Below are 13,827 nucleotides of genomic sequence, written 5' to 3' on the forward strand. Positions count from 1 at the left end.
ATGCCTATCGCATTGATACTCGAGATGGCCGCGGACACCTATGGCGAACGCGTTGCGCTCACCGCTGACGGGCGCACCCTCACCTACGGTGGCGTCCGTCGGGCTGCAGCGGGCGGTGCGCGGTTGATCATTGAAAGTGGCGCACAATCTCTGGTTTTCGTAGGTCTCAACGGTCCGGTGGTGCCGTGCCTGCTGTTCAGCGCGGGACTGGCCGGGGTACCGCTGACCCCACTGAACTACCGACTGTCGCCCGACCAACTCGCCGATCAGATTGCCGAACTGCCCAACCCGTTGATCGTCGTGGATCACACCTACGTCGACACGGTCCGGCCGGTTCTGCCGAGCGTGATCACCACCGATGAATGGATCGCGAACTCCCTGGGTGCAGATCCGCTCGACGAGCACCCGGTCAATGATGACAAAGCCGCCGTCATCTTGTTCACCAGCGGAACCACCTCGAAGCCCAAAGGGGTGGTCCTCAAGCACGAACACCTGGTCAACTACGTCCTGCAGACTGTCGAATTCGCCTCGGCACCAGAAGATTCGGCAGCGCTGGTCAGCGTCCCGCCGTATCACATCGCCGGCATGGGCACGGTGCTCACAAACATATACGCCGGCCGGCGGATGGCCTATCTGCCCAACTTCACCGGCCGCGGTTGGCTGGATCTGGTGCGCTCGGAGAATGTGTCGAACGCCATGCTCGTACCCACGATGCTCGCGCGAATCCTCGATGAGCTTGGCGATACCATCGCCGACACCCCGTCGCTGCGCGCTCTCGCGTATGGCGGAGCCCGAATGCCTCGGCCTGTACTCGAACGGGCCCTGCGGCAGTTTCCAGATGTCGACTTCGTCAATGCCTACGGGCTCACCGAGACCAGTTCCACCGTGGCAGTCCTAGGTCCAGAAGATCATCGGCGGGCTTTCACCGGCGATCCGGTCGCCAGACGGCGTCTCGATTCGGTCGGGCGGCTCGTACCCGGGGTAGAGGGAATAATTCGAGGTCCGGGCGGCACCACGCTGGCAACGGGCGAGGTTGGCGAACTCTGGGTCCGCGGGCCACAGGTGTCCGGGACATACGTCGGTATTGGTTCTGTGCTCGATGTCGACGGATGGTTCCCGACCAAAGACCGCGCTTCGCTGGACCCGGACGGATATCTGTTCATTGAAGGGCGCTCAGACGACACCATCATCCGGGGTGGTGAGAACATCTCGCCGTCAGAGATCGAGGTTGTCCTTGTCGAACATCCCAGCGTGAGTGACGTCGCCGTCTTCGGCGCCGACGACGACGAATGGGGTGAACGCATCGTTGCTGTGGTTGTCGTCACCGGAGTCGGCGAATCCCCATCGGCGGAAGGTCTTCGTCAGTATGTCCGCCAACAGCTTCGCGGTTCCCGGACACCCGACGACGTCGTGTTTGCCGAGTCATTGCCGTACACCGCGACGGGAAAACTGTTGCGCAACAAGCTCAAGACTGGGTACACCGGTACTACGGTGTAGCCGAGCGACCCCAAAGCGGCGGCACACCCTGACGTGGTGTGCCGCCGCTCCGGCGAGAACTTGTCATGCAGCTGTTTCTATCCTTCGCCGTCAGTCGGCCTGATCGCGAAGCTCTTCCGGTATCGAGCCGGCGGTGATGTCGTTGTCTTCGCCGAGGTCAGTCGGGAAGATTATCGAGGAACGAGCGAATTGCCCGCCATCGGCTGACTGAATGGTCTGTCCGGTCATGTAGAGCGACTCGTCGGACGCCAGGAACAGAGCGAGACTAGAGTTGTCGCGCAGATTCGGCGGGCGATCGAGCCGAAGCGGCATCGCTCGATGGTCGGGATCCCAGGGTGACATCTCCTCGTACGACTTCCCGAGCACGTCAGCCTCTGCGGGGAGCGCGAAGTTGACCGACATACCGTGCGTTGGGCACAGCGCATTCGCGCGAATTCCGAACTTGCCCAACTCGATGGCTGCGGCGTGGACGAGACCGTTCGCGCCCGCTTTCGACGCCGTGTACATCGGAAACCCCGGGTATGCGACAAACGCCGCCGCAGAGGTGGTTGCAAGCAGGTTGCCGCTATGGTTGTTCGTCACCATCCACTTCGCTGCATGCTTCCATGCGAGATAGATCCCCGTGGTGTTCACTCTGAATATGTTGTCCCAGTCTTCGAGCGACGAGTCGATGAACGGTTGCGAACCAAACCCTGGCTCCGGGATCCCTGCGTTGGCCCACATGACGTCGATACGTCCGAAGTTGGCAACGGTCTGGGATACAAGATTCTTGATGTCTGCCTCTTTGCGGACGTCGGCATCAATGGCGACGGCAGTCCCACCGGCAGCCTCGACCTCCTTCGCCGCCGCCTCGGCACGGCCGGGCACGATGTCGCTTGTGACGATCGTCGCTCCTTCCGACGCGAACAACGATGCGGCGTCGCGTCCCAGACCTGAACCCGATCCGGTGATGACGACAATTTTGCCTTGCAACCTCATATTCAAAGCTCCTTTCAGGGATTGTTCGGGCTGGCAATTGTTTTGAGCTGCAGGTACTCACGGAAGCCCGCTTCGCCGTGCTCCACTCCATCACCACTGATCCCGTAGCCGCCGAAAGGTGAATCCGGCGAAAGGTAAAAGGAGTTGTTGATGTTGACAGTGCCCGCCTTGAGGCGGTTCGCGACGTTCCACGCTCGATCCTCGTCACGTGACTGGACGTACGCCGAAAGGCCGTAGCGGCTGTTGTTGGCGACCCGGACGGCTTCATCGTCGTCGCCGACATAGCGGATCACCGTGAGCACAGGACCGAAGACTTCTTCCTGCGCGATCTCGGCGTTCTCGTCGACATCTGCGACCACCGTCGGCAGGTACCAGAAGCCCTTCCCATTGACGTCGGCGCGCCGACCGCCGGTGACGACACGGGCGCCCGCCGCAACCGCCCGGTCGACGAGCCCTTCGATCCGCTGCAGTTGCTCTTCACGGATAATCGGTCCGACGACAGTGCCCAGATCGGTTGGATCTCCCCACGGCAACGCGCTCACGGCAGCTTCCAGCCGAGCGACGACTTCATCGTAGATGTCGGCATGTACGACCATGCGTGTCGCAAGCGCGCAGCCCTGCCCGCTGTTCGCCATGCACATGCCCACACCAAGTGCGGTAGCCATGTCCAAGTCCGCGTCCGGTAGGAGGACGTTGGCGGACTTACCACCGAGTTCGAGTACCACATGGCGGATACCGACGGCCGCGTTCTGCGCAATACGTTGTCCCACAGCGGGTGAGCCCGTGAAGTGGAACAGGTCGACGCGAGGATCAGTAGTAAGCGCCTCGCCTGCGATCGCCTTGTCCGACGAGCTGATCGTATTCAGAACGCCTGTGGGAATATCAGTTGACTCGGCGGCCACCTTGGCGATGAGCGCTGCGCTCAGGGGCGTGTCCGGCGCACTTTTCAGGACGACCGTGTTACCCGTCGCGAGGGCGTGCGCCACCTTCCAGAGGTTGGTCATGAACGGGGCATTCCATGGGGTGATGGCACCGACTACGCCGTACGGCTCGTACCGGATCCGCCGATTGCTCGACATACCCATCAGGTCGTATGCCGGCAGGTCTTCCTCCCAGTGCCACGTCCCGATCAGACCGTTGAAATAGTCCATGTCTTCGATCATGGCGTCGACGTGCGTCACCGTCGCTTGTTGAGGAGTTCCGGCCTCCGCTGTTGCGAGCTGACGGAATTGCGGTGCCGCTTCACGTAGGGCCGCCTGCAGCTGGGTGAGACAGCGTCGACGGAAGTCATGGTTGGTACTCCAGTCGGTGGTATCAGCGGCAATTCGCGCAGCCGAGACGGCCGCTGCCACATCCTCAGGCCCCGCATCGGCAACCGATGCGACCACTGATTGGTCCGCCGGGTTGATGACGGCATAACGAAGGCCAGACGACGCCTCCCTGAACTCGCCGCCGATGAACAGACGGCCCTCGTAATCCACACTTGTTGTCAACGTCGCTCCATTGCTCGATTTCACAGGCAATCGCCGTCAATGCGGATGCCTGTCGTGCGGCCAACTATACATGTATAGTTGGCCGGTGTGAACGGGTTCACACCGAATATTTCACCTACCGAACGGGTGTTGCCGCCGGACGGCGAGCCCGAGACCGCGCGATTGGAGCTGCCATGGCATTGAAGTCGATAGCCGAAAGACTGTTCGTAGAGGTCGACGACGGCGTTCAACTGATCGGAGGTCGCTGCGACGACTGCAACGAGGTCTTTTTTCCGACGCGAAGCACGTGTGGACGATGCCAGAGTGAGCATGTCACCGACGAGACTCTGCCCCGGCGCGGCAAGGTGTGGACCTGGACAAGCCAGTCATTCCTGCCGAAAGAGCCCTACAACGGCTCGGAAACCGAGGCAGACTTCGAGGCATTCGTAGTCGGGTATATCGATCTCCCCGGTGCGTGCATCGTCCAAGGCAGGATCGACGTCCCCGCTGACCGAGCCGTCGAGTTGGCGGACCTGGGAACCGAAGTCGAGTCCTTCGCCTACGAGTTCAGACGCCGGAGCGATGGAGAAATGGTCCATACCTACGCATTTCGTCCGGTTGTCACGAAGGCAGGGGAAACCAAATGAGCAACTCTGATTCGATCGCGATCATCGGAATCGGCATCCACCCTTTCGGGCGCTTTGATGCCAGTGCCCAGGACATGGCCCTGACCGCAATCCGGTTGGCACTCAAAGATGCCGGCGTCACGTGGCCAGACATCCAGATCGCTACCGGCGGTAGCTTGGACGGCGGGCAGGCAGATGTGATGGTCGGCCAACTCGGCCCCACCGGCCTACCTTTCATCAACGTCCTCAATGGCTGCGCCACAGGCGCCGCCAGTCTCATCACCGCACGCAACATGATCACCAGCGGTATGGGCGATCTCGGATTGGTGGTCGGGTTCGACAAACACCCACGTGGAGCGTTCACGGCGCCCGACGTGACCACGTGGGGCGTAGGCCACTGGTACGGGGAGACGGGGATGTTCGTCAACCCGCAGTTCTTCGGGATGAAGGCTCGCCGATACATGCACGACCACGACATTCCCCTCGAGAGTCTGACCGATGTCGCCGAGAAGGCATTCAGGAATGGCGAACTCAATCCCAATGCCTGGCGGCGCAAGCCCATCCCACGCGAGCAGATCGAAAACTCGCGCCTGATCAACGATCCACTTCGCCAATTCATGATCTGCTCGCCGAGCGAGGGAGCCGTCGCGCTCGTGGTCTGTCGCGCGGAGGTGGCCGACAAGTACACCGATTCACCGATCTACGTCCGAGCAGCGGAGTTGGTCAGTCGTAAGTACGGGTCATTCGAACTGTTCCAGACCTCGCTCCCGCACGACCTGCCGCCTACACCGTCCGAGATGTCGTCGCAAAAAGCTTATGCAGCAGCAGGACTGACCCCACAAGATATCGACGTGTGGCAGGTGCAAGACACCGAAAGCGGTGCCGAGATCATGCACATGGCCGAGGTCGGGCTCTGCGAACACGGAGCGCAACCAGAACTCATCCGCTCGGGTGCCACCTCCATCGGTGGTTCACATCCGGTCAACACCGATGGTGGCCTTCTCGCCAACGGGGAGCCGGTCGGGGCATCCGGTCTGCGAATGGTCTATGAAGCGAGCCTCCAGCTACGAGGGCAAGCCGGCGAACGTCAGGTAGACGATCCCCAGACGGCGTTGACCCACGTCTACGGTGCCCCTGGAATCAGTGCGGCCACAATCCTGAGCAAGGTGGCCTCGTCGTGACGGTGACCGACGAATCCCGGACCCTGCATGACTTCGAAGAGGCGCTTCACGAGTCCTCCGACGAACTCGCCCACCTACGGATGCCAGCCCACGCACTCGGGCAACAGCTTTCGAACTCTGCAGAATTGATGGACTGGCTCTATCGCGGAGGTTGGACTCGTTGGGGGTGGCCCGAGACCATCGGGGGGTTCGGCGGACCAGCAACCATCCGCTGTCAGATCTACGAGAAACTGGCACTGAGTGGCTACCGCATACCCGATCATCTCTTCGTTCTGGAGGTGGTCGGGCCGGCAGTGGTGTCTCACGCACCTTCGCTCGCCGCCGAAATGATGCCGAAAGCCCTCAGCGGCGTGGAGCTCTGGTGCCAGGGGTTCTCTGAGCCCGAGGCCGGTAGCGACCTCGCGTCGCTGCGGACGCGGGCCGTTGCCCGTGATGACGGGAGCTTCTCGGTCAGCGGGCAGAAGATCTGGACCTCCTACGGGGCTCGCGCGGATCGGATTGTCCTCCTCGCCAGAACTGGCTCCGCGGACAGTCGACATCGCGGGCTGAGCATGATGCTCGTCGACCTCGACCAAGACGGAATCGAACGCCGGCCGATTGCTCTGGCCAGCGGACGAGAGGAACTGTCCGAGATCTTCTTCACGGACGTGCGGGTCGATTCGTCGCGCCTCATCGGCGACATCGACGGAGGGTGGAAAGTGGCCATGGATTTGCTGCAGTACGAGCGAGGGGTCTACGCCTGGATGAGGATGGCGAGCACGACCGCTCATCTGGCACAGATTCTGCGCCAGATGAGTGACAAACCGGATGCGTTGGCAGCCGACGTCGTCGGCCGGGCGTATCTGGCGCTGGCGGGCTTGCGCGCCCGGACTGCATCGACCCTCCGTCGTCTGTCCGCGGATGAGGTCGTCGGTGCCCAGACAAGCGTGGACAAGCTGTTGCTGTCGACCGCTGAACAAAAGGTGCTGGATGCGTCGCTGACGCTCTTGGATGCCGAACTCCTCATCGGTGACCGCGCTGTTGACGCTGGTTGGCGTGACGAATGGTGGTACTCCCGTGCCGCATCCGTGTATGGCGGCGCTAGGGAGATCCAGCACAGCATCATCGCCGATCGTATTCTCGGCCTGCCCAAGGAGAGTTCCCGTGGACGCTGAAACACAAGACCTGTTGCGCGAGTCCGTACGCGCTCTGATGCTGTCCGAACCATCCGACCTCGTCGCTGAACTCGCCGAGCTCGGATGGGCAGAAGCAGTCGCCGATGACGAGCCCGCCACGATCGGCCTGTTGTTCGCAGAACAGGGAGCAACAGCAACCGCATCTGCCGTACTGGATGTCGTCATGACCGATGCCTGCGGCATCGGAGCCAACGGTGCCAACGCGCCACGGTTACCGGTCGTCCACCCGCTCGCTCGGACTGCCACATCAATCGACGGCGCCCACCTGGTGGTCGACGGTGTTTCACTGAGTTCGGCCGAGTTCTCCACCGACATGCTCGTGGCATCGCCTGACGACGAAACCGTGATTCTCCGTGTTCCGCGCCCGCAGCCACATGAGACGGCCGCGGTCTCGGGTTTCGACCCGTCCTCCAAGTTCCACCACATACAGTTCAGGGTTCCGATCGCCGAGGCCGAAGACATGGGAGCCGATTGGCGGATCGCGCGGGCCGCAGGGCGCCGTGCGCTCGCGGGCGAGCTCGTCGGCAACGGAAGGGCAATGCTCGGCATTGCCGTCGACCAAGTCAGCCATCGTGAACAATTCGGGCGTGCAATCGGGGCCAATCAGACACCACGTCACCGATTGGCCGATTCCTATGTCCATCTGGCGGCCGCGAACGAGTTGGTCGACGCGGCGTGGTCGAGCCAGAACGAGTGGGACGCGATCGTTGCAAAGACCTACGCCGGGTACGCCAATGAGCTGACTGCCAGTGCCTGCCTTCAGGTCTGCGGAGCAATCGGTCTCACGTCCGAGCATCGGTTGGGCGGGTACGTCAAACGAGCCCGGATGCTCGACGCGCTGTACGGCGGCTGGCACAGATCGATCCAGCGCATTGGAATGGACCTGACGGCCTCGGGCTCGCTGCCGCAGGGAGCGTCGGCGTGACCGAGCAAACGACAACTCCACATTGCCGATTCGACGTCGTCGAGGATCGCATCGCCCGGCTGACAATCAATCGCCCTGAGCGCCTGGGAGCGTATACGCCACAAATGTGTTCGGAGATGCTCGCCGCAGTCAAACGAGTACAACTCGATGATTCGATTCGCGTGCTGATCCTCACCGGCACAGGCCGAGGGTTCTGCACCGGTGGCGATGTTTCACCAGACGCCGGGTTCGGCGACGCGCTCTCTCACCAAATCGGGCGGGCACGAGAACTCCGCGAAGATTCTCACGCGCTTGTGACCGCGCTTCACAAGTTGGACAAACCAGTCGTCTGCGCAATCAACGGAATCACTGTCAACGGTGGCCTCGCGTTCGCTCTGGCCTGCGATATCCGGATTGTCGCGGCCAGTGCCCGACTCGGCGACACCAGCGGGCGAGCTGGGCTGCTGCCCGATGAGGGCGGTGCTTGGCTGTTCCCCCGGACGATGGGATACGACAAGGCGTTCAGAATGGTCACCCTATCGGAGATCTATGACGCCCAGACTGCGCTCGGGCTGGGGTTGGCGACCGAAGTCGTGCCCGACGAAGAGCTCGAAATGCGTGCCCTCACCCTCGCAAGACAGTTCGCACAGGGGGCGCCACTCGCAATCCGAGCGGTGAAGATGATGATGAGGAGAGCTATGGAAAGCACCCTGGAGTCGTCCCTGGGCGATTCTCAGCAGGCAGTATTGTGGGTGGGTCCGAGCAACGACGCACTGGAAGGCAAAACGGCCTTCCTCGAGCGACGGAGCCCGAACTTCACCGGCAACTGAGTGACCTGGATATCAATCCGACGCCGGAAGGCGCTTGGGATCCTTGACCGTCATCGGGACACCATCGACCGCTAGTGTCCCGGTGCCGGCCTTTGTCACCAACAATTCGAGACCGTGATCGATCGACTCGTAGCGCTTACCGATCACTGCTCCCCCGGCCTCGCTCGATGCAACCTTGGAAGGCGTCGCCGAACTCGCCATCGGGACGCCCCCACAGGTCACGGTCGCGTCGGTGGCGGATACCGCGATGACGATGACCTCCGCATCGCAGGTCGCGCTGTACAACCGGGACCCAATCTTCAGGGACATACTGGCATTCCTCATCTGGTTGGTGGCTCGAGCCACAGGACCGGGCTCGGTTCGTACATGTATAGCACGTCGTCAACGCGAGTTCAGCCAAATCCGAATACCTACTTGACCTGGCGGAGCAGGCGCTATGTTTTCACAACTATACGTGTATAGTTGTAGAAACCTGATGGCCTCCCGCGAAGCGGTGCGGCCGCCAATATGGATGCTGTCGACCTCAGCGGTTTCAGCACACCAGCGAAAGGAAGCGCGAATGGCGATCATCGAGAATTCCGTAGGTCAACTGCCTTACATGCTCACCGACTTCGACCAGCACTCGTACGAAGCCGAAGACTGCTTCACGCGATTCATGCCGAAGGCGAAGCTGGACACGTCGGTCCGGCCCATCCTCTCGGCAAGCGGGCGCAAGGTACTGCTGGCCAACGACCGCGTCGTCACCGCGCTGGAAAACGACCTGGACCAGGCCTACGTTCCCGGTTCGCTTGTCGAGATGCTCAAGCAGCGCGCATCCGGTGACGCGACCGACGCCGACCGGTTCTACGAGCCAATGCAGAAGGAATACCTGGATCGAGACGCTCGCCTAATCCAACTGACGGAACAGCAGATTGAGCGTTCGATCATGTACCCGGGCGGGTGGGCGCTCATGGCGGAGCAATACCTCAAGGGTATCGATCCGCTGTACGACAACATCGAGTCCTTCAACAAGTGGATCAACGAGGACTGGGGCTTCGCGTACAAGAACCGCATCTTCGCGCCGGCACTGATGTCGATGCGAGATCTCGATCGCGCCTGCGAGGAACTTGACCGCGTGCTCGCCGCCGGAGCTCGCTTCATCACGATGCCCGCCGGCCCCGCATACGGCAGGTCCCCCGGCGACCCATACTTCGATCCGTTCTGGGCCCGAATCAACGAGGCACGCGCGGTCGTCTGCTATCACATCGCCGAATTCCACTATCAGGACAATGTCGCCTCGCAATGGGGCTGGGGATTGGTACCACCCTTCCAGTTCTCCGCGTGGCAATGGCAAAACACTTACGGGGAACGTCCGATCACGGATACACTTTCCGCGCTGATTTTCGACAACGTCTTCGGCAAATTTCCAAATGTACGAGTTCTCGTCAGCGAGTTCGGTGCCGAGTGGGTTCCGCATTTCATCCGGCATATGGACAAGAGCCGAGGAATGGCCCGGAACGGACAGTGGCTCGGGGGGCAACTCAAGGAACGCCCGAGCACGATCTTCAAGAAGCACGTCCGAGTTGTGCCTTACCCCGAGGACGACACCGTCACGATGATCGAGAACCTCGGCTCTACTGAGACATTGCTGATGGGTTCGGATTGGCCACATGCCGAGGGACTACGTGAGCCGGCCGATTTCTACAACAGGGTCGAAGGCTTGGGCGATGACGTTCGACGTGAGTTCCTCAGGGAGAATGGCATGAGGCTCACGGAAGGTACGGCCTGACCACAGACGACCCCGCAGGAGTGATGCATGACCGACGAAATCTCGAACGAAGCTCTGGTGCAACGGTTTCCTGGGGAGCCGATCACCCACGACAACGCCGCACACTACCGCGGACGACTTCGTCGACAGCTCCTTGTCAACCGGTGCGATAGCTGCGGGGCGTGGCATGCTCCCGCAAAGCCGATCTGTCCGGATTGCTGGTCGTCGCGAGTGACTCCGACTTCGGTCAGTGGCAACGGCACCATATTCATGGCCATCTTTCTCCATCAGGGACCACCGGCAGAGGGCGTGGACTACTCCACGCCCTATCCGGTGGTCACCGTCGAGCTCCAAGAGCAAGCCGGCCTTCGAATCACTTCGACCGTCGTCGGTGCTAGTAACGCGGACATCACAATTGGGGCGCCTGTACGGCTCGAGTGGCAAGAGCGCGCGGGTTCACCGATGCCGGTATTCGCATTGAGGAGTGCTGCCAATGCCTGATTCACGGAACCCGATGAAGGACAGGGTCGCCATAGCCGGCGCCTCGACTACCGGGTTCATCGCAAAGAATCTTGAACGAAGCCAAACGTCATTGGCTGCAGAGGCGTGCGTCGACGTCATCCGTAAAAGCGGCATCGACCGGTCCGAGATCGACGGAATTTGCGGAAGCTACCCGACCGCAGCGGTAATGCAGTCGACGCTCGGAATACCCGAATTGACATGGTCCGGAAACCCTTTCATTCCACTCGTCGATCACATCGCCACCGCGGCCGCGGCCATCCATGCCGGACTATGCAACGTTGTGCTCGTCTATCACGCCGCGTACCGTGTATCCTGGAATACCGGTTCTGCGCTCAAGGATCCCTTCCGCAGAATTTCTACGCCGGGCTTGTCTGATCCCCATCCAGGCCCCGAGACGATGGCCTCCAGCGCCGGCTACACCGGATGGGCGTCGCGGTATATGCATGAATATGGTGTCAGCCGTGAGGATTTCGGACTTGTTGCGATGAATTCGCGTCGCAACGCTGCCCAGAATCCGGGGGCCGCCCTGCGCGAGCCCATGACGATGGACGACTACCTCGCAGCACGGATGATCCGGTGGCCTCTGTGCCTACTGGACATGGATGTGGCCGTCGACGGCGCCGACGCCTTCATCCTCACCACGGCCGACCGGGCACGTGATCTACCGTTACCTCCGGTCCTGATCAACGCGGCAGTCCTCGGTCAGGATCGGCACAACGAAGAAGATCAGACCGTCAGTCTTCGTCAACACGGCCAACAGGTGGTGATCGAGACGCTGAAAGCCAAGGGCGACTTCTGGCTTGACGATATCGATCTCTATTACCCTTACGATGGCTTCACCCCGATAACCTTGAACTGGATCGAGAATGCGGGCTGGTGCGAGCCAGGAATGGGTGGAAAGTTCTTGCGCGAACACTGGGATGATGCTTCCAGTCGCGTGCTCATCAACGGCCGGATCCCCATGAATACGCATGGCGGTTCGCTGTCCGAGGGCGGTACGCAAGGTTCTGGCCACATCCGCGAGGCCGTCCATCAATTGCAAGGACTGGCCGGTGACAGGCAAGTTGCCGGGGCGAGACGCGCTCTGCTGACCATCGGTGGATTCTTTTTCAACGCGCAAGGCTTGATGCTCCACACCGGTTGACACCCACAAATCGGACCACCTCGATTCGACAGACCTATGGGAAGGAATCATGATCGAGAGTCTCGACTCAGCGGACGACGACGAAACGGCCTTGGACATGTTCCGAGCTCTGGTGGCAGACTCCCCCGACTCGCCGCTGCTCGATTACTTCGACAACTCGTTATCGGTCGATGACATCGACCGGCTGTCCGATTCCCTGGCGGCTGGGCTGTCTGACGGCGGCTTTCACGAAGGCGACCGGTTGGCGCTCTACCTGCAGAATGTCCCGCAGTACGTGGTGACACTGTTGGCAGTCTGGAAGCTCAAGGGCATCGCGGTCGCGATCAATCCAATGCTCACCGGTCACGAGGTGTCGAAACTACTCGCCGATTCGACACCAAAAGTGCTGGTATGTCTCGACGAACTGTTCACCCTCGGTATTGCGACGGCAGTGGCGAACTCGACAGTCACCAGAGTCATCACCACCAGCCCGCTCGACTGGCGAGCAACGATTGCCGATAGCTCCATTGTCGCGAACACAGTAGACGGGCTTGACGGCTGCGAGGATCTGTCCGAGTTGATCAAACACAACGACAACCGGAAGCCACCCCACTTATCGCCGGTTCCCGACGATGTCGCGGTGATCACATATACCTCTGGAACTACCGGGGTACCCAAGGGCGCGATGAACTCTCACCGAAACGTGGCCACCGGCGGCCGAGCGTACCGCGACTGGTTCGGTCTCGGTCGGGATGACATCATCTTGGGAATCGCGCCCCTGTTCCATGTAACCGGATTGTCGGGCCACATCGCGAGCACTCTGGCGGCCGGTGCGCGCCTGATACTTCTGTACAGGTTCACCGTGGATGAAGTAGCGCGGGTTGTCCGCGACAAACGGCCGACGTTCACCGTCGGCGCCATCACAGCCTTCATCGCCCTGGCAAACTCCCCCGAGGTCAGGCACGCCGACCTCGCCAGCTTGACAAAGGTTGCATCCGGTGGCGCTCCAGTAGCGGCTGCGACGATCGACAATTTTGAAGATCTGTTCGGCTCGTATATCCACAATGTTTACGGGATGACCGAGACAACGTCGCCAGTGCTGGCGGTCCCCATGAACTCGAGGGCACCTGTCGGTACCCAGACCGAGGCGTTGTCCGTCGGAGTCCCCGTCATCACGGCCGATGTAGCCGTTGTCGGCGACGACGGGCTGCCCGTAGCTGTCGGCGAACTGGGCGAGGTTGCAGTTTCCGGCCCTCAGGTCATCACCGGCTATTGGAACAACCCGGCAGCCGACGCCGAGGCTTTTCGCAACGGCCGCCTCTTGACCGGTGACGTTGGTTACAGAGACGACGCCGGCTGGTTCTACTTGGTGGACCGGCGCAAGGACATGATCATCGCCAGCGGATACAAGGTATGGCCACGCGAAGTCGAAGACACTCTCTACAAGCACGAGGCCGTTCTGGAAGCAGGTGTGGTCGGTCAGCCTGATGACTATCGAGGTGAATCCGTCATGGCATTCGTCAGTCTCAGAGACGGATTCGAGACGACCCCTCAGGAACTGATCGATTTCTGCCGAAGCCGCATGGCGGCATACAAATACCCGCGTGAGGTCGTGATCGTGGATGCCATCCCGAAGACGGTCACCGGAAAGGTCCTTCGACGCGAGTTACGTCCAGGCATCCAACCCGAACTCCACCGTCCCGGATGACCGGGGCCGCTATCGCACAGTGAGCTGGATCGGGTTCAGACCGGAACGACTCGCCCAATTTTCT

The 13,827-nt window shown here is 61.2% G+C and carries 13 protein-coding genes; 10 read left to right on the forward strand and 3 right to left on the reverse strand.

Translation table 11 applies throughout. The features are described from left to right. The gene (locus tag D7316_RS10200; protein ID WP_124708178.1) at nucleotides 1–1,497 is read left to right on the forward strand and encodes a class I adenylate-forming enzyme family protein; all 1,497 of its coding nucleotides are present in this window, start codon (nucleotides 1–3) and stop codon (nucleotides 1,495–1,497) included. 90 nt (nucleotides 1,498–1,587) lie between these two features. Here the strand turns inward: D7316_RS10200 and D7316_RS10205 are convergent, their stop codons facing one another. Next, nucleotides 1,588–2,475 carry an SDR family NAD(P)-dependent oxidoreductase gene (locus D7316_RS10205; protein WP_124708179.1) on the reverse strand — a complete coding sequence of 296 codons (888 nt, stop codon included), beginning with the start codon at nucleotides 2,473–2,475 and terminating at the stop codon, nucleotides 1,588–1,590. 14 nt (nucleotides 2,476–2,489) lie between these two features. Further along, nucleotides 2,490–3,968: an aldehyde dehydrogenase family protein gene (locus D7316_RS10210; RefSeq protein ID WP_232016854.1), complete on the reverse strand. Its 1,479-nt coding sequence runs from the start codon at nucleotides 3,966–3,968 to the stop codon at nucleotides 2,490–2,492. Nucleotides 3,969–4,141: 173 nt separating this feature from the next. Here D7316_RS10210 and D7316_RS10215 point away from each other — a divergent pair, with 173 nt between their 5' ends. The 5 genes from D7316_RS10215 to D7316_RS10235 all read left to right on the forward strand — a co-directional run bounded on the left by D7316_RS10215 (nucleotide 4,142) and on the right by D7316_RS10235 (nucleotide 8,663). Next, complete coding sequence (locus D7316_RS10215; RefSeq protein WP_124708180.1) at nucleotides 4,142–4,594, forward strand: Zn-ribbon domain-containing OB-fold protein; 453 nt, start codon at nucleotides 4,142–4,144, stop codon at nucleotides 4,592–4,594. After that, the gene (locus tag D7316_RS10220) at nucleotides 4,591–5,754 is read left to right on the forward strand and encodes a thiolase family protein (RefSeq protein ID WP_124708181.1); all 1,164 of its coding nucleotides are present in this window, start codon (nucleotides 4,591–4,593) and stop codon (nucleotides 5,752–5,754) included. Before D7316_RS10215 ends, D7316_RS10220 begins: the two co-directional genes overlap by 4 nt. Then, nucleotides 5,751–6,908 carry an acyl-CoA dehydrogenase family protein gene (locus D7316_RS10225; RefSeq protein ID WP_232016855.1) on the forward strand — a complete coding sequence of 386 codons (1,158 nt, stop codon included), beginning with the start codon at nucleotides 5,751–5,753 and terminating at the stop codon, nucleotides 6,906–6,908. Before D7316_RS10220 ends, D7316_RS10225 begins: the two co-directional genes overlap by 4 nt. Before the next feature lie 130 nt (nucleotides 6,909–7,038). Further along, nucleotides 7,039–7,854 carry an acyl-CoA dehydrogenase family protein gene (locus D7316_RS10230; RefSeq protein ID WP_232016856.1) on the forward strand — a complete coding sequence of 272 codons (816 nt, stop codon included), beginning with the start codon at nucleotides 7,039–7,041 and terminating at the stop codon, nucleotides 7,852–7,854. Further along, nucleotides 7,851–8,663, forward strand: coding sequence for an enoyl-CoA hydratase/isomerase family protein (locus D7316_RS10235; protein WP_124708182.1), 813 nt, complete (start codon nucleotides 7,851–7,853; stop codon nucleotides 8,661–8,663). The genes D7316_RS10230 and D7316_RS10235 overlap by 4 nt, the downstream gene beginning before the upstream one ends. Before the next feature lie 12 nt (nucleotides 8,664–8,675). Here the strand turns inward: D7316_RS10235 and D7316_RS10240 are convergent, their stop codons facing one another. Beyond that, entirely contained in the window at nucleotides 8,676–8,972 is a 297-nt protein-coding gene (locus D7316_RS10240; RefSeq protein WP_124708183.1) for a hypothetical protein, read from the reverse strand. A 250-nt stretch (nucleotides 8,973–9,222) separates the two neighbouring features. On the opposite strand from D7316_RS10240, the gene D7316_RS10245 reads away from it, so the two are divergent. The 4 genes from D7316_RS10245 to D7316_RS10260 are packed head-to-tail and all read left to right on the forward strand — an operon-like array spanning nucleotide 9,223 to nucleotide 13,763. Beyond that, nucleotides 9,223–10,431 carry an amidohydrolase family protein gene (locus D7316_RS10245; protein ID WP_124708184.1) on the forward strand — a complete coding sequence of 403 codons (1,209 nt, stop codon included), beginning with the start codon at nucleotides 9,223–9,225 and terminating at the stop codon, nucleotides 10,429–10,431. Nucleotides 10,432–10,458: 27 nt separating this feature from the next. Then, a complete protein-coding gene (locus D7316_RS10250) occupies nucleotides 10,459–10,911 on the forward strand; it encodes a Zn-ribbon domain-containing OB-fold protein (protein WP_124708185.1) in 453 nt (150 codons plus the stop codon). Next, nucleotides 10,904–12,076 (forward strand): thiolase family protein, encoded by a 1,173-nt coding sequence (locus tag D7316_RS10255; RefSeq protein WP_232016857.1) that lies wholly within the window; start codon nucleotides 10,904–10,906, stop codon nucleotides 12,074–12,076. The genes D7316_RS10250 and D7316_RS10255 overlap by 8 nt, the downstream gene beginning before the upstream one ends. A 49-nt stretch (nucleotides 12,077–12,125) precedes the next feature. After that, complete coding sequence (locus D7316_RS10260) at nucleotides 12,126–13,763, forward strand: class I adenylate-forming enzyme family protein (RefSeq protein WP_232016858.1); 1,638 nt, start codon at nucleotides 12,126–12,128, stop codon at nucleotides 13,761–13,763. Nucleotides 13,764–13,827 lie beyond the last annotated feature (64 nt).

This window comes from Gordonia insulae (genome assembly GCF_003855095.1).
GTDB classification, from domain to species: domain Bacteria; phylum Actinomycetota; class Actinomycetes; order Mycobacteriales; family Mycobacteriaceae; genus Gordonia; species Gordonia insulae.

What these genes read in the sequence shown, in the direction of transcription:
- D7316_RS10200 (WP_124708178.1), top strand. Translation starts at nt 1, where the DNA reads ATGCCTATCGCATTGATACTCGAGATGGCCGCGGACACCTATGGCGAA.
- D7316_RS10220 (WP_124708181.1), top strand. Translation starts at nt 4,591, where the DNA reads ATGAGCAACTCTGATTCGATCGCGATCATCGGAATCGGCATCCACCCT.
- D7316_RS10215 (WP_124708180.1), top strand. Translation starts at nt 4,142, where the DNA reads ATGGCATTGAAGTCGATAGCCGAAAGACTGTTCGTAGAGGTCGACGAC.
- D7316_RS10260 (WP_232016858.1), top strand. Translation starts at nt 12,126, where the DNA reads ATGATCGAGAGTCTCGACTCAGCGGACGACGACGAAACGGCCTTGGAC.
- D7316_RS10205 (WP_124708179.1), bottom strand. Translation starts at nt 2,475, where the DNA reads ATGAGGTTGCAAGGCAAAATTGTCGTCATCACCGGATCGGGTTCAGGT.
- D7316_RS10240 (WP_124708183.1), bottom strand. Translation starts at nt 8,972, where the DNA reads ATGTCCCTGAAGATTGGGTCCCGGTTGTACAGCGCGACCTGCGATGCG.
- D7316_RS10250 (WP_124708185.1), top strand. Translation starts at nt 10,459, where the DNA reads ATGACCGACGAAATCTCGAACGAAGCTCTGGTGCAACGGTTTCCTGGG.
- D7316_RS10245 (WP_124708184.1), top strand. Translation starts at nt 9,223, where the DNA reads ATGGCGATCATCGAGAATTCCGTAGGTCAACTGCCTTACATGCTCACC.
- D7316_RS10255 (WP_232016857.1), top strand. Translation starts at nt 10,904, where the DNA reads ATGCCTGATTCACGGAACCCGATGAAGGACAGGGTCGCCATAGCCGGC.